The organism is Brevibacillus sp. WF146 (genome assembly GCF_001673705.2).
Classification (GTDB): Bacteria; Bacillota; Bacilli; order Brevibacillales; family Brevibacillaceae; genus Brevibacillus; species Brevibacillus thermoruber.
The window spans coordinates 4276995-4298219 of record NZ_CP109943.1; the positions used below are offsets into that span (position 1 = coordinate 4276995).

Annotated in this window: 27 protein-coding genes; 4 read left to right on the forward strand and 23 right to left on the reverse strand. The window is 60.2% G+C overall.

The window, feature by feature from the left end; all coding sequences use genetic code 11:
• Position 1: 1 nt before the first annotated feature.
• From tsaB to A6764_RS21250, 4 genes are all read right to left on the reverse strand, one after another.
• Positions 2-724, reverse strand: a complete 723-nt coding sequence (gene tsaB, locus A6764_RS21235; RefSeq protein WP_029101014.1) for a tRNA (adenosine(37)-N6)-threonylcarbamoyltransferase complex dimerization subunit type 1 TsaB — start codon at positions 722-724, stop codon at positions 2-4.
• Complete coding sequence (gene tsaE, locus A6764_RS21240; RefSeq protein WP_065068243.1) at positions 705-1175, reverse strand: tRNA (adenosine(37)-N6)-threonylcarbamoyltransferase complex ATPase subunit type 1 TsaE; 471 nt, start codon at positions 1173-1175, stop codon at positions 705-707. Before tsaE ends, tsaB begins: the two co-directional genes overlap by 20 nt.
• A gap of 18 nt (positions 1176-1193) precedes the next feature.
• Positions 1194-2207 carry a thiamine-phosphate kinase gene (gene thiL, locus A6764_RS21245; protein WP_029101012.1) on the reverse strand — a complete coding sequence of 338 codons (1014 nt, stop codon included), beginning with the start codon at positions 2205-2207 and terminating at the stop codon, positions 1194-1196.
• A 118-nt stretch (positions 2208-2325) separates the two neighbouring features.
• A complete protein-coding gene (locus tag A6764_RS21250; RefSeq protein ID WP_029101011.1) occupies positions 2326-2799 on the reverse strand; it encodes a SprT family protein in 474 nt (157 codons plus the stop codon).
• Between the two features lie 112 nt (positions 2800-2911).
• Between A6764_RS21250 and A6764_RS21255 the strand changes: the two genes are divergently transcribed.
• Positions 2912-3247 (forward strand): hydrolase/acyltransferase, encoded by a 336-nt coding sequence (locus A6764_RS21255; RefSeq protein WP_065068245.1) that lies wholly within the window; start codon positions 2912-2914, stop codon positions 3245-3247.
• Between the two features lie 79 nt (positions 3248-3326).
• Positions 3327-3449: a cortex morphogenetic protein CmpA gene (cmpA, locus tag A6764_RS21260; RefSeq protein ID WP_141669808.1), complete on the forward strand. Its 123-nt coding sequence runs from the start codon at positions 3327-3329 to the stop codon at positions 3447-3449.
• 64 nt (positions 3450-3513) lie between these two features.
• Here the strand turns inward: cmpA and A6764_RS21265 are convergent, their stop codons facing one another.
• From A6764_RS21265 to A6764_RS21325, 13 genes are all read right to left on the reverse strand, one after another.
• Positions 3514-5673, reverse strand: a complete 2160-nt coding sequence (locus tag A6764_RS21265) for a Tex family protein (protein ID WP_065068246.1) — start codon at positions 5671-5673, stop codon at positions 3514-3516.
• 108 nt (positions 5674-5781) lie between these two features.
• Positions 5782-6570, reverse strand: a complete 789-nt coding sequence (gene sigB, locus A6764_RS21270) for an RNA polymerase sigma factor SigB (RefSeq protein ID WP_065068247.1) — start codon at positions 6568-6570, stop codon at positions 5782-5784.
• Positions 6539-7030 (reverse strand): anti-sigma B factor RsbW, encoded by a 492-nt coding sequence (gene rsbW / locus A6764_RS21275; RefSeq protein WP_065068248.1) that lies wholly within the window; start codon positions 7028-7030, stop codon positions 6539-6541. The genes sigB and rsbW overlap by 32 nt, the downstream gene beginning before the upstream one ends.
• The gene (locus A6764_RS21280) at positions 7003-7356 is read right to left on the reverse strand and encodes an STAS domain-containing protein (RefSeq protein ID WP_029101006.1); all 354 of its coding nucleotides are present in this window, start codon (positions 7354-7356) and stop codon (positions 7003-7005) included. Before A6764_RS21280 ends, rsbW begins: the two co-directional genes overlap by 28 nt.
• 26 nt (positions 7357-7382) lie before the next feature.
• Positions 7383-8384: a PP2C family protein-serine/threonine phosphatase gene (locus A6764_RS21285; RefSeq protein WP_029101005.1), complete on the reverse strand. Its 1002-nt coding sequence runs from the start codon at positions 8382-8384 to the stop codon at positions 7383-7385.
• Complete coding sequence (locus A6764_RS21290; RefSeq protein WP_083989938.1) at positions 8381-8857, reverse strand: anti-sigma regulatory factor; 477 nt, start codon at positions 8855-8857, stop codon at positions 8381-8383. The genes A6764_RS21285 and A6764_RS21290 overlap by 4 nt, the downstream gene beginning before the upstream one ends.
• Before the next feature lie 126 nt (positions 8858-8983).
• Positions 8984-9334 carry a type II toxin-antitoxin system PemK/MazF family toxin gene (locus tag A6764_RS21295; RefSeq protein WP_005830205.1) on the reverse strand — a complete coding sequence of 117 codons (351 nt, stop codon included), beginning with the start codon at positions 9332-9334 and terminating at the stop codon, positions 8984-8986.
• A 3-nt stretch (positions 9335-9337) separates the two neighbouring features.
• Complete coding sequence (locus A6764_RS21300) at positions 9338-9637, reverse strand: CopG family ribbon-helix-helix protein (protein WP_029101003.1); 300 nt, start codon at positions 9635-9637, stop codon at positions 9338-9340.
• 170 nt (positions 9638-9807) lie between these two features.
• Complete coding sequence (gene alr, locus A6764_RS21305) at positions 9808-11013, reverse strand: alanine racemase (RefSeq protein WP_044899694.1); 1206 nt, start codon at positions 11011-11013, stop codon at positions 9808-9810.
• Between the two features lie 8 nt (positions 11014-11021).
• On the reverse strand, positions 11022-11462 hold the full coding sequence (locus A6764_RS21310) for a hypothetical protein (RefSeq protein ID WP_035299230.1): 441 nt from the start codon (positions 11460-11462) through the stop codon (positions 11022-11024).
• Positions 11463-11663: 201 nt separating this feature from the next.
• Positions 11664-12698 carry a DUF4367 domain-containing protein gene (locus tag A6764_RS21315; protein ID WP_029100999.1) on the reverse strand — a complete coding sequence of 345 codons (1035 nt, stop codon included), beginning with the start codon at positions 12696-12698 and terminating at the stop codon, positions 11664-11666.
• A gap of 238 nt (positions 12699-12936) precedes the next feature.
• Positions 12937-13323, reverse strand: a complete 387-nt coding sequence (gene acpS / locus A6764_RS21320; RefSeq protein WP_044899968.1) for a holo-ACP synthase — start codon at positions 13321-13323, stop codon at positions 12937-12939.
• Positions 13324-13721: 398 nt separating this feature from the next.
• Positions 13722-13886 carry a gamma-type small acid-soluble spore protein gene (locus A6764_RS21325; protein WP_065068250.1) on the reverse strand — a complete coding sequence of 55 codons (165 nt, stop codon included), beginning with the start codon at positions 13884-13886 and terminating at the stop codon, positions 13722-13724.
• A 226-nt stretch (positions 13887-14112) separates the two neighbouring features.
• On the opposite strand from A6764_RS21325, the gene A6764_RS21330 reads away from it, so the two are divergent.
• Entirely contained in the window at positions 14113-14364 is a 252-nt protein-coding gene (locus A6764_RS21330) for a glutaredoxin family protein (protein WP_029100996.1), read from the forward strand.
• Positions 14365-14473: 109 nt separating this feature from the next.
• Here the strand turns inward: A6764_RS21330 and A6764_RS21335 are convergent, their stop codons facing one another.
• The 6 genes from A6764_RS21335 to pstB all read right to left on the reverse strand — a co-directional run bounded on the left by A6764_RS21335 (position 14474) and on the right by pstB (position 19860).
• Positions 14474-14809: an ArsR/SmtB family transcription factor gene (locus tag A6764_RS21335; RefSeq protein ID WP_029100995.1), complete on the reverse strand. Its 336-nt coding sequence runs from the start codon at positions 14807-14809 to the stop codon at positions 14474-14476.
• A gap of 94 nt (positions 14810-14903) precedes the next feature.
• Positions 14904-16541 carry a GMC family oxidoreductase gene (locus tag A6764_RS21340; RefSeq protein ID WP_065068251.1) on the reverse strand — a complete coding sequence of 546 codons (1638 nt, stop codon included), beginning with the start codon at positions 16539-16541 and terminating at the stop codon, positions 14904-14906.
• Positions 16531-17130 (reverse strand): gluconate 2-dehydrogenase subunit 3 family protein, encoded by a 600-nt coding sequence (locus A6764_RS21345; protein WP_065068252.1) that lies wholly within the window; start codon positions 17128-17130, stop codon positions 16531-16533. The genes A6764_RS21340 and A6764_RS21345 overlap by 11 nt, the downstream gene beginning before the upstream one ends.
• 6 nt (positions 17131-17136) lie before the next feature.
• On the reverse strand, positions 17137-17529 hold the full coding sequence (locus A6764_RS21350; protein WP_029100992.1) for a hypothetical protein: 393 nt from the start codon (positions 17527-17529) through the stop codon (positions 17137-17139).
• A 165-nt stretch (positions 17530-17694) separates the two neighbouring features.
• Positions 17695-18987 (reverse strand): arsenic transporter, encoded by a 1293-nt coding sequence (locus A6764_RS21355; protein ID WP_065068253.1) that lies wholly within the window; start codon positions 18985-18987, stop codon positions 17695-17697.
• A gap of 120 nt (positions 18988-19107) precedes the next feature.
• Positions 19108-19860 (reverse strand): phosphate ABC transporter ATP-binding protein PstB, encoded by a 753-nt coding sequence (gene pstB, locus A6764_RS21360; RefSeq protein WP_065068254.1) that lies wholly within the window; start codon positions 19858-19860, stop codon positions 19108-19110.
• A gap of 579 nt (positions 19861-20439) precedes the next feature.
• Here pstB and A6764_RS21365 point away from each other — a divergent pair.
• Positions 20440-21126, forward strand: a complete 687-nt coding sequence (locus tag A6764_RS21365) for a HAMP domain-containing protein (RefSeq protein WP_065068255.1) — start codon at positions 20440-20442, stop codon at positions 21124-21126.
• Positions 21127-21225: the final 99 nt, after the last annotated feature.

The window sequence follows — 21225 nt, forward strand, 5'->3', positions numbered from 1 at the left end:
TCTACTCCTTTTGGGAACCCTCCTGATTTTGGGCCAGCCACTTTGCTTCCGCTTCCGCCAACTGCAGATACTCGGGCACCAGGTCGTGCGCCGATCCGGCGTTTTCGATCTCGCCCAGTGCCAGAAGGCCGATATGGGCCGCCCGCGGATGGTTGTGCGAAGCCGGAGCAAACCGGGCTTGATCTCCCAGCACCGCCGCAATCGTCTCCCGATGCAGGCGGACGTCTTCGCCCAGGAACAGGATCGGTTCCCCTGCGGCCTGTTCGCGCAGCAGCGGCAGCCAGTCGGAGAGCAGGATGATGCGTTCGGCCAACTGAACCGAGACTGCCTCCATTCCTGCCGTCCGGTACGCTCCGCTGTAAACTTGTCCCCGCCGCGCGTCAAACAAGGGAACGATCAGCCCCGGAAAGCCCAGCGCGTTCTGCGCCACCGCCTGCAGGCTGGAGACGCCGACCACGGGCAGGTTCAGTGCCCAGGCGATGCTTTTGGCCGTGGCGACGCCGATGCGGACACCCGTATACGATCCGGGCCCTTTTGCCACGCCGATGCCGGAGAGCTGTTCCGGCCGCGTGTCCGTCTCGTCCAGCAGCCGGGAGACGCAGTCCATCAGGCGGACGGAGTGGTTTTTTTGCTGGTTGGTGGTCACTTCCGCCAGCACACGGCCCTCCTCCACCACGGCTACACTCAACACCAGGTTGGACGTGTCAATCGCCAGTACGCGCATCACTATCAAACTCCTCGCACAAAGTCACATACCGCTCTCCCTGCGGCACAAGTTCGATACGGCGGGTGTCCGCCCCCTCGTTTCGCAGGATGACCGTCAGCCGCTCCTGCGGCAGCACATCCTCGATCAGGGAAGCCCACTCGACCACGCAGACTCCATCACCGAAAAAATACTCGTCCAGGCCGAGCGAATCCACATCGTCTCCCACCCGGTAGACATCCATGTGATAAAGCGGCAGCCGTCCCTGATACTCTTTTATGATGGTAAACGTCGGACTGTTCACCACCTGCCGCACGCCCAGACCGCGGGCCAGCCCCTGGGTAAATGTCGTCTTGCCCGCGCCCAGGTCGCCCTCCAGCGCCAGAATGTCGCCCGGCCGCAGCCGTTCGGCCAGACGCTCGGCAAAGCGCTGGGTGTCCCCGACTCCGGACAGCGTCCACCTGTATGTCATCCCTGTCATCCTCTCTTGTCAGTCGGCTTGTGCAAAATGATTGTAGCCCGCTTTTGCCAGCGGACCGCATACGCCGTCGCGGCACAGCGTGACGGACGGTCCGCCCTCTTCCACGCGGCCGATGACGGTGAAGGAAATGCCCGATTGGGCACATCGCCGCGCAAGCGTCTCCGCGCCCGCCGGGTCCACCGTGCCCACCAACTGATAGTCTTCGCCTCCGTACAGCGCCCAGTCCAGCGGGTCCCTGCCCGCCTGTGCGGCGTACGCCCGGGTCGCTTCGTGCACCGGCACCTGCGCGGCGTCCACCACCAGTCTCACGCCGCTCGCTTCGGCGATCTCCCACAGCTCGGAGGCAAGCCCGTCGCTGATGTCGTTCAGCGCCCCCGCCGAACCGGACGCGAGCAGCAGGCGTCCCGCCTCAATCTGCGCCGCGGGCCGCTGGTGGCAGGCGACCAGCACGGACCACTCGGACGGCACCCGCGCACCCGCGTCTCTGGTCTGCAGCAGCAGGTGAAGTCCTGCTGCCGACCCTCCCAGATGACCGGTCACAAACACGAGCTGCCCCGGCCGCGCGCCCGAGCGGCGAAGCGCCCGCCCCTTTTCCACTTCCCCCAATACGGTCACGGAAAGGTGCAGGGCGTCGGGCGCCGCCACCGTGTCCCCGCCGATCACCCGGACACCGTACGCCGCGCACGCCTCGTAAATCCCGTCGTAGATCTCCCGGCATTCCGCCGCCGTCCAGCGCGGCGGTACGGCGATGCTGACCAGGGCAAAGCGGGCGATCCCGCCCATCGCCGCCACGTCGCTGATATTGCTGATGACCGCCTTGTAGCCGATATCGCTCGGCTTCATCGTCTCCCGCAGAAAATGGACGGTTTCCACCATGGCGTCACAGCAGGCGACCACCTCCATGCCCGGGGAGGGGGAAAAGACGGCGGCATCGTCGCCGATCCCCACTGAAAGCCCGTTTCCTTCCTGGCCGGCCGAGCGGCTCGTCCACTGGCGGATGAGCGAAAATTCGTCGTGCGCCACCGCGAACGCTCCTTTTTCCACATAGTGCATTCATTATACCGTTGCCGTACAAAGGCACGCAAGGAAGCGGGCTTCCACTGACGAGCCCCGCTGTCTCCTGCGCTTCCCCCGCCGGCAGTCAGCCGCCGTCCGCCGGCGCCAGCTCCCTGAGCGACAGCTTTCCCCGGCAGCGGCCGCAGCGGTATCGGGCCGGGTTCATCTTTCGCTTGCGCTTGTAGCGCATGCCGCACGCCCGGCAGACCAGCTCGTACCGGTAGGGCAGCCGGGTCCGGCCGCCGCTTACCTCCCGGCAGTACCGGCTGCCGCCCACCTGTTTCAACAGCTCGCGAAACTCCCGGTCGGCGTGCCGATACCCCCGTTTTTCCAGGTGCAGGTGGTAGTGGCACAGTTCGTGTTTGATGATCCCGATCAGTTCCGCTTCCCCGTGCTCTTCCAGGTGGCGGGGGTTCAATTCGATATCGTGTGATTGGAGCAGGTACCGCCCGCCTGTCGTGCGCAGCCGCCGGTTAAAGCGGGCGCGGTGGCGGAACGGTTTGCCAAAAAACTCCTCCGATATGGCTTCCACCAGCGTCTGCAATTCCTGATCCGTCATGGTTTCCTCCCCGTCCTCCCGCCTGTCCCCCGACCTTTCCCGCACATATTGAAAAGTGGCCGATGAATAGGCTACACTTGTTGGGAAAGACACGTAGAATGGTGGAGGACTTATGCGTTATCTGATTTTGCAGGAACAAACCGGGCTGCGCTTTGTCGCCATGCCCGACTCCCATATGTACCAACTGGTCGCATTGCTCAAACGGCTGCACAAGGAGATCGGCAAGCTGACCATCGCCGACCGTCCGGAACTGCCCGTCATCGTCGCCGAGTGCACCGGGCTGGAACTGCTGAGCGACGCCTGCCCGGTCGAAGAGGGCCTCGCCTACGTCAGCCGCCTGGAGCGCCGTTTTGCCGCTCTTCAGGAGAGCGAGTATCCGCTCGTCTCCCTGCTCACGGAAATCCGCGCCCTGCAGGCGCAGCTTGAGTTTTTGAACGAAGAGGAATAAGCTTCGCAAAGAAACAGGTACCTCCGGCGCGTCTTCGGCATACATTGCCAATAGACGATTGACGCCAGGAGGTACTCTCATGCCACAGTGGATGCGCAGGCAGCTGCAGCGTGCCTTCTTCGGGAAGGACTTGCGGCAGATTCGCCTGTTGAACAGTTGCTGGTTTCTATATTGGGAAAAACACGGCGGCCGCCTGGAGTAAGAGGAGGCCGCTTTTTTTGTGGGCGGCCTCCCTTGGCCCGGACGGAGGAGTCCGGGCGCTTTTGTCACTCCTCGGGGGCAATCATCGTCAAGCCGACGCGCTGCCGCTTTTCATCGATCTCCACTACCCAGACGTCGACGATGTCGCCCACCGTCACCACGTCCAGCGGGTGCTTGACAAAGCCTTTGCGCATCCGGGAGATGTGGACAAGTCCGTCGTTTTTCAGCCCGATGTCCACAAACGCTCCGAAGTCCACCACGTTGCGTACCGTGCCCTGCAGCTTCATCCCCACGGACAGGTCGGAGAGCTGGAGGACGTCGCTGCGCAGCAGGGGCTTGGGCAGTTCGTCCCGCGGGTCACGTCCGGGGCGCAGCAGGCTGTCGACGATATCCGCAAGCGTCGGTTCGCCGATCTCCAATTGCCGTGCCGTCTCGGCCAGATCCAGCTCCTGCAGCCGTTCGCGGCAGGTCTGGCTGCCGATCTCTTCGGGAGTGATTCCGATGATCGCCAGCAGCTTGTGCACCGCCGCGTAGGATTCGGGGTGGATCGGCGTTTTGTCCAGCGGATTGGCGCCGTCCATGATCCGCAAAAAGCCGATGCACTGTTCGTACGTCTTGGCCCCGAGACGAGGCACGTCTTTCAACTGCGAGCGGTCGGTGAACTTTCCGATTTCCTCCCGCTTCTTCACGATGTTGCCGGCCACCTGGCGGCTGATGCCGGAGACGTACTGCAGCAGGGAGGGGGAAGCGGTATTTACGTCCACCCCGACGTGGTTGACCGCCGACTCCACGACGAACTGCAGGCTCTCCGCCAGGCGGGACTGGGAGACGTCGTGCTGGTATTGGCCCACGCCGATTGATTTGGGATCGATCTTGACCAGTTCGGCCAGCGGGTCCTGCAGCCGGCGGGCGATCGAGACGGCGCTGCGCTCGGCCACGTCCAGCTCGGGGAATTCCTCCTTGGCCAGTTCCGAAGCGGAGTAGACAGAAGCGCCCGCCTCGTTGACGATGATGTAAAACACGCTCTGCTTCAGATCCTTCAGGACCCCGGCGATGAACTGCTCCGTCTCCCGCGAGGCGGTTCCGTTGCCGATGGCGACGACGTGCACACCGTATTTCTCGATCAGCGCCTTTACCTTGGCCGCCGCTTCCGCCACCTTGTTGGCGGGCGGCGTCGGGTAGATGACGGCCACATCCAGCAGTTTGCCGGTCTCGTCCACCACGGCCAGCTTGCAGCCGGTCCGGTAGGCCGGGTCCACGCCCAGCACCACTTTGCCTTTCAGCGGCGGCTGCAGCAAGAGGTTGCGGAGGTTTTCCGCGAATATGTGAATCGCCCTCTCTTCCGCCGTCTCCGTCAGCTCGGCCCGCACTTCCCGCTCGATCGACGGAGCGATCAGGCGCTTGTAGCTGTCTTCCACCGCCGCTTCCAGCCAGGGGCGGGCCACCGTCTCCCGGGCGACGACGCGTTTTTTCAGATAGGCGAGGATTTCCTCCACCGGTGCCTCGACCGCAACCTTCAGGATGCCTTCGTTCTCGCCCCGGTTGATCGCCAGCACGCGGTGGGGGACCACCTTTTTCAGCGGCTCGCTGAAGGCGTAGTACATCTGGTAGACGTTTTTCCCGTCCGCTTCCTCCGCCTTTTGCTCCGTCACCAGCGTCCCTTTCTGGAACGTCCGCTGCCGGATCCACTGCCGAATCTCTGCGTCGTCCGAGATCTGTTCGGCCACGATGTCCATCGCTCCCTGCAGCGCCTGCTCCGCCGACTCCACTCCCTTTTCGGGGTCGACGTACGCTGCCGCCTCCGCTGCCGGATCACCCGCCGCAGGCAGGCTCAACAGGTACACGGCCAGCGGCTCCAGGCCCTTTTCCTTGGCCATCGTGGCCCGGGTCCGCCGCTTCTGCCGGTACGGCCGGTACAAATCCTCCACTTCCTGCAGCTTGACGGCGCGCTCGATGGCCGCCTTCAGCTCGTCGGTCAGCTTGCCCTGCTCCTCGATCAGCCGGATTACCTCTTCCTTGCGCACGGACAGGTTGCGCAAATAACGAACGCGCTCGTCAATGGCGCGAATCTGGGTTTCGTCCAGCTCCCCGGTCATTTCCTTGCGGTACCGGGCGATAAACGGCACTGTATTGCCTTCGTCCAGCAAGGTGATCGTGCGCTCCACCTGATGCGGCTTGACGCCCGTCTCCTGCGCGATCGTCTGGATCATCAACGTTCGGTCCATTCCGTACCTCCTGCACTCGTCCTACGCGGTTATTGTAACACAACCGGCAAATGGCCCCCCAGCGCGAATCGCGCAAAAAACGGAGGTGGTGTCCACCTCCGTCGTCGGTTACGTTACGATGTCGGGTTGGTCAGCCTGCAGCGCCGCCCGCAGTTTGCCGAGAGCCCTGCGCTGCAGCCGCGAAACGTGCATCTGGGACATGCCCAGCAGATCCCCTGCCTGCTTTTGGCTCAAATTCCGATAAAACGTAAGATGAATGATGGCCTGTTCCCGTTTGTCCAACGCATGCAGGGCGCGGTCCAGCATCAACTGCCGGTCGATCCGGTCATACCCTTCCTCTTCCACCCCGACCACGTCCAGAAGCGAGACGGCGTTGCCGTCGCTGTCCGACTCCAGCTCGCTGTCGATCGACAGGGAATAGTAGCTCCGTCCCATCTCCAACGTCTCCAGCACGTCTTCCTCGCTGATGCCGAGTGCGTCCGCGATTTCCGAAATCTGCGGGGAGCGCTGCAGGCGGGCGGTCAGTTCGTCCGCCGTACGCTTGATCTTCGGGCTCAGCTCCTTGATCCGCCGGGGGACGTGGACGCTCCAGGTCTTGTCGCGGATGTAGCGCTTGATCTCCCCGACAATGGTCGGAACGGCAAAACTCTCGAACGTGCGGCCCAGCGAGGGGTCAAACCGGCGAAAGGAGGCAAGCAGCCCGAGCATGCCCACCTGAAACACGTCCTCGTAGGAAATCTGGCCGCGCACGAATTTTTTCGCAAGCGTCTCCACGAGTGGGGTATAGGCGCGAACCAGTTCCTCCTGCAAACCGGGGTCCCCTGTCTCACGAAACGCGCCGACCAGCCGAATCAGCTTTTCGCGGCTAGGCTTCCGCTTCGGAATCTGCCCGGTCATCGCAAGCCACCCCATCCCCCCGCACGTACTTGGTCATGGAAACCGTCACTCCCTCGCCCACCTGAACGTCCACTTCGTCCATCAGCGCATGGATCAGGAACAGACCCAGTCCTCCTTCGGCCACGTCGTCGAGGTCCGCATCGGGGTGGATCGGCCTCAAATCTGCCGGCTGTCCGCCAAACCAAAACCCTTTCCCCTGATCTGCCACTTCGATGACCAGGCGATCCGGAAACACGCGGCAGGTGACGCTCAGCTCCATCTCCTCGGCGGAGCGGTCGTAGGCGTGGTTCACCGCGTTGGTGCAGGCCTCGGCCACCGCCAGCTTGATGTCTTCGATCTCCTCGTAGGCAAATCCCATCCGGTTGGCAATGCCCGAAACAGTCAGGCGGACAACGCCCACATACCCCGCCCGGGCTGGCAGCGTCAGTCGGATCACATCGGCCTCAGGTCGTTGCGCCATTCGTCGCTCTCTCCTTTACGGGGAACAATTCGTTCATACAATCCGGTGAGGCGAAACAGCCGCTCCACGCGCGGCGACAGACGTTCCACGACGAGCCGGCAGCCCGTCTGCCTGCACGCTTTCATCGCCGCGACAAATATACCGATCCCCGTGCTGTCCATGTATTCAACGGCTGTCAGATCCACGGCGACGCTCCTCACGTCCGGCTGGTTGACCAGCGGCAGCAGGCGCTCCTTTAGCTGCGGCCCCGTAAAGGCGTCGATTTCCCCTGCGAGTACCAGCACGTGTTCACCGCCGTTGCTTGTGTGCGTAATCGTCAGGTCCATCCGCAACTCCCTCCCGTATGCTGTGCTCACGTACGTCGAAGTATGATCATGGTGTAATCATCCGGCAGTTCAAACTGGGAGAGGAGCAGCAGCCTGCGGTAGAGGCGGTTGGCCATCTCCTGTGCAGGTGCCCCCACTTCCCCCTGCAGATAGGAAACCAGCTCCTCCCTTTGGAAGTACGCTCTCCCCACCTTGCGTTCCGTCACACCGTCCGTCAACAGGATCAGGCAATCTCCCGGTTCGAGCGCCACTTCCCGCTCCTCGTACGTGCTTCCCGGCGCAATTCCCAGGGCCGCGCCCCGGCCTTCGAGATCGTAAAAGCGGTCCTCGGCCCGCCGGTACAAAAACCCCGGCTCATGTCCCGCCGTCGCGTAGCAAAAGCGGTGAACAGCCGCGTCGTAACGGCCGTACACCATCGTGACAAACATGCTCGGATCGAGGTTCCGCTCCACGACATTGTTCAAATGACGCAGGATGTCCGCCGGCCCCAGCTCCATCTCGCCCAGGCCGTCGATGGCGTATTTGAGCATCGACATGCACATGGCCGCGGGAATCCCCTTACCCGTTATGTCGGCGATCGCCAGGCTGAACCTGTGGCTGTCGTGGCAGACAAAATCGTAGTAGTCGCCGCTCATCTGCTTGGCCGGAACGCTGACCAGCCCCACGTCCACACCGGGGCAGGAGGGAAGCCTCTGCGGCAGCAGTGCCTGCTGCATCGCGGAGGCTACGGCGATTTCCGACTCCAACTGTTGATGCCGGCTCCGCCAACTGTGAATCGAGCGGTAAGCGTTCCCATACTCGATCATGATTTCCGTCAAAATCTGAAACGACTCCCGGACGAACTCGGGAACCGGCCCCAAACGCTCCAGCGCCCGTCCGTGCAGGTCGGCGAGCTCTTCCGGGGAGACGTTGCGGGCCAAGAGCTGCTTTCCCAACTGCTGGGCTCCGTACAATTGGGCTTCTCCTTTGCCCTCCCGGTAATCCCGCAGCAGGCGCGCATACTGTTCTTCCAGGTCGTAATCCGTCAACCGGGGTCACCTCCCCCCGCTTCGTTCCGCCACTTGACGACGATGACACGCGTTCCTTTTCCGGGGATGCTCTCCAGAAAAAAATCGTCCATCATCCGCTTCACCCCCGGCAGTCCCGCTCCCAAACCGCCTGACGTGGAATACCCGTCCTCCATCGCCTTGCGAATGTCGGCGATGCCCGGACCGGTGTCGGCAGCCGTGATCCGCAGCCCGACACGGCTGTCCCGCTCCACCTGTTCGATGAAAATCGTGCCGCTGTCCGCGTACAAGTAGATGTTGCGCGCCAGTTCGGAGATGGTGGTGGCGATGCGGGACTGCATAATGGTGCCGAAGCCCAGTTGTCTCGCCATGTTGCGGCCGATCTGCCTGGCCGTGACAATGTCCGCCTCTGTTGCGATGTTGACTTGTTCTGAATAAGGCTCTGTCACAACCGGAAACTCCTTCCATCCGCGCTTGTCACCGATCCGATCCATTAGCAAAACGTGTCATTTTTTGTCTACGGAATCATTTCGCTGCCGCCGTTTCGAATCCCTGCCCCCACAGCAAAAAAACCACTTGTCACACAAGTGGTTTTTGCTGTCTGAGCATCCGGCAAACGATTAAAAGTCAATGAGTCCCAGGCTGATCTGCAGGGATTCATTGACGCGATCCATCATCTCGTCGTCCAGATGCGTTATTTTATCGGTCAGCCGTTGTTTGTCAATGGTTCGAATCTGTTCCAGCAGAATCACGGAGTCACGGTCAAATCCGTACGTTTTTGCGTCAATCTCTACATGCGTCGGCAGTTTCGCCTTCTGAATCTGCGCCGTGATGGCGGCGACGATGACCGTTGGACTAAAGCGATTGCCAATATCGTTTTGAATGACTAAAACAGGCCGCACGCCTCCCTGTTCAGAGCCAACGACCGGTGACAGGTCAGCGAAAAACACATCGCCACGTTTGACAATCACAAGTCACACCCCGCTAACTAAGCGGATAAGAGTATGGTCAGCCTCTTCCTCTGCGCCAAATGCCTCCGATGCCATTTTCAGATTGATTTTCGCCATTTCCATGTAACCCTTTTGCATGGTTTCGCGAATGACACGCTTTTTGCGCTCTTTCAAGTAAAGGTGCATCGCCTGGCGAATAAACTCGCTGCGATTGGATTTTTCTTTTTGAATGACGCCATCCACTTCCTGGAGCAAGTGCTGTGGCAAGCTGATCATGATGCGTTTCGTGTTAGACTTAGACAAGACAAATCCACCTCCAACCATGACCGTAACATCCGCAGTGCTCGTTCCACCGCAATCCGGTAGGAACAATACCATTATGTCGAACCATTTTCAAAAATATACCTGTCCGATCGCTGTCAGGCAAAAAAAGCCCGTTTTGCGCTCTACTTGTATTCGCGTTCCATCCGCAAATTCCTGCCTGATGTCGACTGCTAGTTATTTACACTTTGTGACAGGTCGTGCTGTCTCGTCAGCGAATGGTACACGTCCACCACTTTGCCGCCGCGCAGGTAGACGCGCGGGATGCGGTGATCAAGCATGCACGCGACCTCGTAGTTAATCGTCCCCAACCAATCGGCCACTTCATCCAGCGAGATTTCGTCGTCCCCCTGTTTGCCGTACAGCACCACCTCGTCACCTACCCGTGCCGTTCCGTGATCGATCCTGACCATGATCTGGTCCATGCAGACCCTGCCGACCACCGGCGCCCGACAGCCCTTGTACAGAACCGATCCGCGATTGGACAGCAGCCGGGAAAACCCGTCGGCATAGCCGATCGGGAGCGTGGCGATCTGCTCGCCCGGCTGCGCGGTGTACGTCGCCCCGTAGCTGGTCGTGTAGGGCGCTTCGGTCATTCGCTTGACATGGGCAATCCGGGTCTTCAGGGAAAGCGCCGGAACCAGTTGCACGCGAGCCTGCTGCTTCATGTAGGCGGAAGGGTATAATCCGTATAAACCTATGCCCAAACGGATCGTATCATACCCCCATTCGGGAAAGGCGATGGCGGCAGCGGTATTGGAGCAGTGGACGCGCGGCAGCCGCCTGCCCGTCTCCCGCAAGGCGCGCAAACACGACTGGAACCGCTCGTGCTGCTCGCAGACCAGCGTGACATCCGGTTCGTCGGCGGTGGCAAAGTGCGTGAAAATGCCCGCCCAGCGGAGCATGGGGCTGTTTTCGAGCGCTTCCACCACGGCAAACAGCTCGTCTTTGGCGCGCACGCCGATTCTGCCCATGCCCGTATCCACCTTGATGTGAATGCCGACGGGCTTGGCCGACGCCTCCTGCAGCAAACGGTTCGCCTCCGTCATCCAGTCGGCGTGGTAGGCCGTCAGCTCCACCTCCCAGCGGCTGGCGGCCACCACCGAATCCGGGGGCGTGTAGCCGAGCACCAGGATGGGCGCGGTGATCCCCGCCTTTCTCAGCACAATCGCTTCGTCCAGCATCGCCACGGCGAGCGAATCGGCACCGCTGTCCAGCGCTTCCCTGCCGACGTGAAAGGCGCCGTGTCCGTAGCCGTCCGCCTTGACGACGGCCATGATGCCGGCGGAAGCCGGTATGTGGCGGCGGAACGCCTGCACATTGGCCCGAATCGCATCCAGATCCACTTCAACCCAGGTATCGCGGCAGTACGGTTTCATCTCGTTCGTTATCTCCTCTTTTGCAGCTTTTGATAGACAAACAGCCGTTCGTTGAGATGGTTGAGAAACTGCCGGGACACCATCAACGAATGCCGCTTGCCGCCCAGCTTGTACAAATGGCGGCCTTCAAAAATCGGCTCCACCTCCGACAGCGGATAACTCGTCTCCCGGCCGCCCATGGAGACGATCAGATGCGTCCTGGTCAGCTTGTACGACGGCCGCAGCGTATACTTGTACACAAACGGCGCCAGGCCGACGACCGCGATCGCGATGGCAAAGGCGAGCACTTTGAAAGCCGGTGTCTGGGTGTTGAAAAATTGAGACAAAAGGAGCATCCCGACGACAAAGAAAAGCGTCTCCATGATACGCATTTTCATGTTTTTGCGCAGCAGCAGGTCTTTGTAGCCGGACTCTTCCTGGTACAAAATCTCATCGGACGTTTTTTTCATGGATGCTGCTTCACCTCATCGCGTAGTTACTTCGACTTTATCGCTTTCTGCCGCTGTATGTCAATTCGCTTATACACCGGCAGACCGTTCCTTTTCGTCCGCTGAACCCGCCGCCTGTTCTCCGGCATCGAGGTCGATGCGTCAGAGACGGCGCCACACACGACAAAAAAGGACGGCCAATGCCGTCCCGATTGATTTTAATTATTTTCCGCTCACGCCGTACGTGGATTGGGCCACCTTGACCATTTCCTCTTCCGGCAGGTCGCCGGTCAGCGTAAACTCCACGCCGTCCAGTTCCCAGCTCAGGTAGCGCTGATTGTCAGCATTTTGGATCAGCACCCCGACGGTGAAGCCCAGATCGACCGGCAGCCCCTGCTCCGAGGACACCGAGGTCGCCGTGGGGCGCGCTTCAATCAGCTTGTAGTTGTACAAACCTTTGTACTCCAGTACGACCGTCCGCTCACCGTCCCGGGTTACCGGCTCGATGTCGCCCTGCTTCACGCCGTCGGGGGTGTAGGTGGGCACAATGACGCCGAACTGGCTGGATGGCGGTTTGCTTGTGTCGTTTTCCTGCGACAGCGTCGGCACCACCGGCAGTGAACTGGTGTTCATGTTGCGGTCTTTGTCAAACGCATCCTTGTCAAACTGCGGGTTGAACACAAAGTCGGTGAAGTTGATCGTGACCAGCGTATTCATATTGGAATCCATGATTTCCGCTCGCGTCGGCTTCAGCTCCTCCGTCAGCCAGATCTTCTGCCTGGTCAGAGAGCGATTGCCGTTGTAATTTGCCTTGACTTCAAACACGTACTGCCTGTCGTCCATGTCCATCTTGCGTTCCGTGTCGTCGATGATGCTGCGGACCAGCGTCTCGTAGAGATAGAGCGGACCGTTGTTTTCCGGCCAGCCGCTTTGGAAGCGGAAGCTCTTGTTGAGATGCGGCGTCAGGACGAACACCCCTTCATTGTTGCGCAGGATGATCTGCGTAATCCCTCGCTGCTTGGATGTGAGCGCGACACGGTAGTTGGTCGGTTTCTCGTACCACACCGCCACATCGTACTCCATCGCCGTGGAGCCGGTCTGCATGGTCAGTACGGCCTGAGACTTGTAGCCGGCCATCTTGTCCAGCGTGCTGCTCAGGTCATCCACCACATCATCCGGTGTCTTTTGACCGAAGCAGCCGCCGAGCAGCAGGGAAAAGACCAACAAGAAAACCAGTGGTAAAGCTGCCCGTTTCATTCAAAGAACTCCTCCTTGTCTGCTAATTTCGACAAAGAAGGGCACTCCTGTCTATTTCCTGGGAAATCTGTCAGTCTTTCGCCTCTTCCGCGCACATCGTGTCAAAAGTCCATTCGGTTATCGGGACGCGACATCGCCTTGATCGGCTGAAGACTTACCCTTTCTGTTAGAGCAGGTAGTCCCTCCTGATCTACGCGATATAAATCTATGTCCATCCTCGTCCCGATATGCAGACAAGTTACAGTTCTTCCACCACAACCTGCGCCACGGCATAATCCCGGCTGTGGGAAATGCTGAGGTGAACCCGCACCCGCTCCGGGTTGAGTCCGACCCGCTCCAGCGCCGCCCTGCTGATGCGCATGTCCGGCTTGCCGTTGTCCGAAGAGAAGACCTCCACATCGTGAAAGCCTACCTGGCCGCCAATCCCGGTGCCCAGCGCCTTTGCCGCCGCCTCCTTGGCGGCGAACCGGCCGGCCAGGTATTCCGCCCGCCTTGCCTTCGCCTTGCCGTCCAGCAGCGCTTTTTCCGCGTCCGTAAAAAGTCGGTCGAGCGCTTCCGGCCGCCGCTCGATCAGCGCCTGCACGCGCCCGATTTCCACAATGTCCGTGCCGATTCCCACAATCATGAACGATCCCGCTCCCCATTCTTTGGTTATGCAGTGACGATATCACCCCATTCTATTATTGGCAAGGCCTGCCGCAAACCAAAAACAACCCCCGCAAAAAAGCGGGGGTGTAAACTGAGGACAAACCAATTGTATCGGAGGAGAAGCATGTTTCCAGGCAGAGCGACTTGTGAGCCCTACCGAGCGGAGCAGCGATTTGCGGGAAAAAGGAGCGCCACCTCTGAATGGGCTGCAAAGCGATACGGCTTTGGCGATCCCCCGCAAATCGGTGCGGAGCGTGCAGTCTGTGCTCCCTTGCTGGGCGAGCACGGAGCGGATGACGGAAACGTGCTTCTCCCCCCAGCAGTCACTTTGTCTACACACTGAACCCCCGCAAAAAGCGGGGGTGAATGGTCCTGTTATTCGGTAGGTTGTTGCGTTTGCTGAGCGGATTTCGCAGCGGATTGCTGGTTTTGGCGGCGCACTTCCGATACGTTGGTTTCGCTCGCAAATTCGGTTGCGGTGGTTTGCGCAGCTTGCTGTTGCGCTTGGTTCATACCTGCTTGTTTGGTTTGTTTCGGCATCGTCCATTCACCTCCTCCGTGTCACTGAATATAATGTGCGCCGCAAGCAGGGTGCCTATTCCCGCCTGTTTTTTCCTTTCACGCGGCCAAACCGCACGGGAACGGCTCGCGTCGCGGTGTCGGTTCGCCGCCGTTTTCGGGCATCCTAAGTGCCAACGGCGGCAGGAGTTTCCCTGCCCCGCCGCGAAGTATTCCCTTTCATTCGAGTACGAAAGGAGCAACTTACATGGCTCGTACCGTCATTGTCTACACCCAGCCCACCTGCGGCCCCTGCCAGGAGGAAAAAATGTGGCTGACGCAGCAAAACATCCCGTTTGAGGACCGCGACATCCGCAAAAATGACGCCTATTTCCAGGAAGCGATCGAACTGGGAGCGAGCATGACGCCCGTTACCCTGATCGTGAAGGAAGACGGCGAGCGGATCGTCGTTCACGGCTTTGACAAGGAGCAATTGAAAAAAGCGTTGGATCTCTCTTGATCCAACGCTTTTTTGTTCCCGCCTGTGGGAAATGTGACGGGTAAACATTTTAAAGCCGCTTCCTGTGAAGAAGCGGCTTCGCCAAAGGACTTTGGCGCACAGTTGTTTGTTATGCGAGCGAATGAGCACCCGCTTGTTTTTTTTCTTTGATGAGAGGCGACATGTCCGGCAAGTGCGAAAGAATCTGCTGTACGGCAGGTGAGCACTCCGTGTTCAGGGAGTAAAACACCCAGGGACCCCTGCGCTTCTCCTTCACCAACCCGTGTGTTTTCAATTTGGCCAAGTGCTGGGAAACGGATGGTTGGGATGTTTGCAAAATCTCCACGAGATCGCGTACACAGAAAGACTGTACCTGCAGGAGAGCCATGATCGTCAAGCGTGTTTTGTCGCCGAGAAGCTTGTAGATCTCTGACAAATACAACACCTGCGTCAAATCAACATCCATAATACCCCACCTTTGCCTTGCATATCTGTTTATCAGTATACTATACAGACATAAGGCAGGGAAGATATGATGTCGAAAGATCCGTGAACGCCTGTCAGACGTCCCTCGTCTGCATCGCTTCCACCAGGCGGTCCGCCGTCCGGGCGGCCAGCGCCATCACCGTGTTGGTCGGATTGCCGCCGCCCGATGTGACAAACGTGGATGCGCCCGCGATGAACAAATTGGGAATGTCGTGGGTTTGCCCGAATTCGTTGACCACGGACGTCGACGGGTCCCTGCCCATCCGGCAGCCGCCCATCAGGTGGGCCGTGTCGTCGACGACGTGCTCCGGTGTGCCGCCCATCGCTTCAATCAGCCGCTTCATCTGCTCGACGGCGTGGGCGATCAGCTTTTTGTCGTTTTCTCCGTAGGAAAAGGTCACTTTCGGGACCGGCAGACCGTACTCGTCTTTTTCGTCGGTCAACGTGACGGCATTGTCGGGATGGGGAAGCACCTCCCCGACGAGCGTGACCCGGGCGTAGTAGTTGTAATCCAGCATCGTCTCCCGCAGGGCTTTCCCCCACAAAAAGGACCCGTCCAACCGTTCCGCTGCAATCGCCCCGGCCATGGCCACCGGCCTCGCTCCGTGGGCGCTCAGCGTGTACCCCCGGGCAAACCCTCGCTCCCGGTCCGTCTCGTAAAAATGCTGGGTCAACGCCAGCACAGGCGTCCCTTTGTACAGGCGCACTTCGTCAGGCAATAGTCCGTACACGTCCTGGCTGGAGTGGGGCATGATCGCCTTGCCCACCCACCCGCTGGAATTGGCCAGCCCGTCCGGAAAATGGGGCGTGGCCGAATGCAGCAGCAGGCGCGGCGTCTCCACGACATAGCCGGCGAGAATCACGACCCGGGCTGTCTGCTTGTACGTGTCGCTGCCGTGTTGAAAGAGAACGCCGGTGACGCGCGTCCCATCCGTGAGAATCTGCGTCACCATGCAGTCGGACAGCACTTCCGCCCCCGCCTGGATCGCTTTCGGGATGTGGTGAATCAATCCGCTGTACTTGGCGTTGGGCAGGCATCCCTGGTTGCAGAAACCGCGGTTGATGCAAGGAGGCCGGCCGTCAAACGGCGCGGACAAAATAGCCAGCGGCGCGACGACGCTGTCGAAGCCCAGCTTTGCGCACGCTTCCCGGAACAACTGCGCGTTGGCGCTGATCGGCTCCCGCACCGGAAACGGATACGGCCCGTTGAACGGCCCCCAGGGAAAGTGATCGGGACCGGACACGGCGATTTCCCGCTCGATCTTGTCGTAATAGGGAGCCAGGTCCTGGTAGCGGAGCGGCCAGTCTTCGCCGACGCCGTCCACCGTCTTGGTCATGAAGTCGCTCTCGTGAAACCGCAGGAAGACCCCGGTAAAATGGACGGTGCCGCCCCCTACACCCCTTCCCGAGTTGTTGTGCCCCAGCCGCAGCGGATTGTTCCCGTCGACCAGACGGGTCTCCTGCCAGCCGAGGTTTTTCATCGCCAGCTCGTCACTGGCAAAATCGGTCTGCGGATTCCAGAAGGGGCCCGCTTCGATCACGACGACGCGCAGCCCGGCCTTGGCCAATTCGTATGCCAGCACGCCGCCCGCTGCCCCCGCCCCGACGATGCAGACATCCGCCCCGTCCGCGTACCGGCGCTGATCCAGCCGCTTGGAGCGGTGCCCTTCATAATGGTCGCTGTGATGCGTTACCCGGTCCTTATTCTCCATCCGCTTTCGCCTCCCAGGGGTCCACCAGTCCTTTTTCCACGCGCACGTAGCCGCGCGGATACGCCGGTCCGCCGTAGCCGATATCCGACCAGACCAGGGGGTGAGAGTAATACGCCTCCACCGTGTCGCGGAGCAGCTTGGTGAAAAAGTCGACGGGGTTTAGCTGCGCCCAGGCGGTGGTGGCGGGAACCTGCCCGGCCGCCACCGCTTCCAGGACGGCCTGCTGCTCTTCCCGCTTCAAGCCGGGAAATTCCGCGCCGTACTTCTCGCGGCTGGCCTCGTTGATCCCGGCCAGTCCCAGGAGGTACAACTGCTGCTTGGGCGGCACCCCCACCTTCCGCTGCGCTTCCCCGATCGGACTGGCGGCCGATTCGTCCAGATGCTGGGTCACGTACGTCAGCACCTCCAGCCGGTGGTCATCCACCAGCACGCTGACGATGGACTGCAGCAGCATCGCTTCCTTTTTCGTAAAAAAGCGGTACGCCACTTGAGGGGTGCGCCGCTTGCCGACAATGTTCCGGGTGTGAGGGTCCCAGGCGGCGTGTTCCTCCCACACGTCATACGATGGGTAACGGCTCGTTTTCGCCATGCCGCCTCACCCCCAGTACAGGGCCAGCAGCCCCAAGGCCGAAATCGCCGTCATCATCAACGGCAGCATAATGGGCGGGCCGACCAGGAAGTTTTGGCTCTGGGAATACCCGCCCACGCGCTGTCCCACTCCCGCGGTATGCAGATAGGCCCCGTACAGGCCGCCAGCCATGCCGATCCACATGAACAGGGCAAACAGCACGCGCAGCCACCCCGCATTGTAAAAAGCCAGGACGATGGCGGTCACGGCAAACAGCGGCCCTTCCACCACCGGCACCCACATCGCCCAGCGGCGAAAGTTTTGCCGGGCGTGAAACAGCGTCACCTGAACAGACAGGATCGCAAACGCAAGTCCCACAAACAAGAGCAGCACCCGCTCAAGGGGCCAGCCTTGCCACATTGGTCATCTCCTCCTATGAATCCCATTTTCTTCACCAGTGCTGTGCCTATTTTTTCCGCATCTTCCAGCGGCTATTCTTCTTTCTTCGGATTCATTCCCCCGAGACCGCGCCGGCAAAACGAAAAAAAAGTCAGCCTGTCCTCAGGCTGACCATGAGCGACCCGTTTATCCCGAAATAAACAGTGTGAGATACAGGCCAGTCAACGTGAAAAACAACGTGGGCACGGTAAGGACGATCCCGGTGCGGAAATACTGGCCCCAGGTAATCGTCACACCTTTGCGCCCCAGCACGTGCAGCCAAAGCAGTGTCGCCAGCGAACCGATTGGCGTAATTTTTGGCCCCAGATCACAACCGATGACGTTGGCGTAGACGAGCGCTTCGCGAACCACCCCCGCGGTCGACGTGCCCTGGACCGCCAACGCGTCAAACATCACCGTCGGCAAATTGTTCATCACCGAGGACAGCACTGCTGCAGTATAGCCCGTCCCAATGGTCGCGGCAAACAGACCGTGGGCGGCCAGCACATCCAGCCAGTCTCTCACCCAGTCGGTCAAGCGGGCGTTGTGCAGCCCCCAGACGACCACGTACATCCCGATGGAAAAAATCACGACCACCCACGGCGCTTCTTTCACAATCCGGCGCGGTTGAATCGCCGCGCTCTTCCTCGCCGCCAGGTAAAACGCCGCGGCCGCCCCGGCAATCAGCAGCGACACGGGAAGGTGCAGCCATTCACTGGCGAAAAAACCGGCCAGCAGAACGGCCAGAATCGGCCATGACAGACGAAACAGCGCCTGATCGCGAATAGCCTCGCGCGGCTCTTTCAGGTGGGTCAGGTCGCAGCTTCGGGGGATGCTGCGGCGAAAATACCAAAACAGCACCAGCAGGCTGGCCCCCACCGATACCAGCGTGGGCAGCAGCATCCTGCCCGCGTATGCAGCAAAGCCGATGCCGAAATAGTCGGCCGATACGATATTGACCAGGTTGCTGACCACAAACGGCAGTGAACTGGTGTCAGCGATAAAACCGCTGGCCATCACAAAGGCGAGCACCATCCGCCCGTCCAACTGCAGGGCGCGCACCTGCGCGAGAACGATCGGCGTCAGGATCAAGGCCGTCCCGTCGTTGGTAAACAAGGCGGAAACGACCGTGCCCAACAGAATCACATAGACAAACATCTTCCGGCCGCTGCCTTTGGCCAATCGGACCATGTGCAGCGCCGCCCACTCAAAAAAGCCGATTTCATCCAGAATCAAAGATATGACGATGATGCCGACCAGGCTGATGGTGGCGTTCCACACGATGCTCGTCACTTCTCCGACGTCAGCCAGCGTGACCACCCCGCAGGCCAGTGCCAGCAGCGCGCCGCCGACAGCCGGATACCCGATGGACAGTCCGCGCGGCTGCCAGATGACCAGAGTCAAGGTAACTGCAAAAATGATGAATGCAAGCCAGACCACTGCTGTTTCTCCTCTCGATCATCCCCCGCTGTGTCTGTTGTGTACGCGCGGCGGGACACATACATGAAAAAGAGCGAACCTCAAAAAGGCCGCTCTTCTTATATTACGATACTGTCGGGGTTATCCGAAACGCCCGGTGATGTAATCTTCTGTCCGCTTGTCGCTCGGATGTTGGAAGATGACCGGAGTGGCGTCGTATTCCACCAGCTCTCCGTTGAGGAAAAACGCCGTCTTGTCGGAGATGCGGGCCGCCTGCTGCATGTTGTGGGTGACGATGACGATCGTGTAGGTCTCCTTCAGCGTGAGCAGGAGCTCCTCGATCTTCGCCGTGGAGATCGGATCGAGCGCCGACGTCGGTTCGTCCATCAGCAGAATCTGCGGTTCGACCGCCAGCGCGCGGGCGATGCAGAGACGCTGCTGCTGGCCGCCGGAGAGCCCGTACGCCGGCTTTTTCAGCACGTCTTTTACCTCGTCCCAGAGCGCGGCTGCCTTCAGGCTGTTTTCCACGATCTCGTCCAGCGTGACGCGGTCCGTTATGCCGTGCAGACGCGGACCGTAGGCGATGTTGTCGTAAATGCTTTTCGGAAACGGGTTGGGCTGCTGAAACACCATCCCGATGTTTTTGCGCAGGCGCTCCACATCCACATTGGGGCCGTAGATGTCTTCGCCAAACACCTTGACCGTTCCCGTGATGCGCGTGTGCGGAACGTAGTCGTTCATACGGTTCAGCGTCCGCAAAAACGTGGATTTTCCGCATCCCGACGGTCCGATCAGGGCCGTGATCGAGTGGGGTTCCACATCGAGATGGATATGATGAAGAGCTTGCTGTTTGCCGTAGTAGAGATTCAACTCACGAACCGAAATGACGCTCATGCGGTATTCGCTCCTTCGTTTCTCGTCTTCTCGATCGCGTCGCGGTGGACCACGCTCATCCTTTCCAACTATATCGGCCGAATGTTGCGTTTTTGTATGAAATGTATAAAGTTTTGATAAAGATTTGGAGCAAAGGTAAGGTTATGGTAAATCTTTCCCTGATGCAATCGACGTCTCTCCCGGCGCCCCCTACAATAAGGCTGTACGCATTGTCGAACAAGGGGAGAATCATCGATGCCAACAAACCAAACGAGCAAGCCGCGCCTTGCGCCTTTTCCGTCCAGGACCATCTTCACCCGGCTGTTCGTCGGAAGCATGACGATGGTGATCTATCTTTTCCGACATGGCGGCCCACAACGCCAACATTTCCGAACTGCAGTTGGCTACCCGGGACGGCTGCTACCTCACTTTTCCCGGTTCACCCCTTGACGCCGGATACGATCCCCGCAAAACGGACTGGTACCAGGGAGCCGTTTCGGCGCAGGCTGGACCATTTTCGCCGTCTCGCTGATCGGACTGGCGGCGCTGGCGGCCCTGCTCTTCCTGTACGTCCGCCGGATCATTACGCCGATCAAGGAAGTGCAGACGAAACTGGCCGCCTTCAGCGAAGGGGACCTGTTCCAGACGATGCAGGTGAACACCCGCGACGAAATCCGCCAGTTGGGAGACAGCTTCAACCGCATGAGCGGCCAGATCCGCACCATTATCGGAAAAATCCAGCGCGTGATCGCCGATGTCAAGCATGTCGCCGAGCACGTCGGGAAGGGCTCCCGCCATTCCCACGCCATGCAGACGGAAGACGCGACCGAGCGGATTCAGCAGGTGATCGCGTCCGGTCAGGCGCGCATGGACCTCGTCACCGAGCGGATGACGGTAACCGACCACGCCACCGTTGACGGGCTGCAGACGCTGCACGAGGCGGCGGACGTGTTCTCCCGGATCGTCGCGGTCAGCGAAATCCTTACCGAACAGTTTGCCGTCATTGGCCGTCTGTCCCGCTCCATTAGCAGGCAGAGCCAGGACATCAAAGAGGGAGTGGATGCGCTGTCCCATTCCGCTCAGGCGGTCACTGCCGGCACACAGCAGGCCGTCGCCGCCACCCAGGAAAGCGTCTCGCTCTCCGAACAATTCCTGCACGACTCGGAACGCCTCGCCGCCATCGTGGACGATCTGGAGCAGGAGATCCGCTTCTTCCGCACGGCTGCCGCACACGTGCCGGATGCCGCCGACGGGTCCATCGTCCGGCCGCTTCCCGCCTCCTCGTGACCGGCGTCCGATAGCGGCAGAAGCCAAAGCCAAAACAAAGCCCTCCACCGCGCAGGTTGTATGGTGGAGGGCTTGTCGCATTCAACATGCGGGCCATTC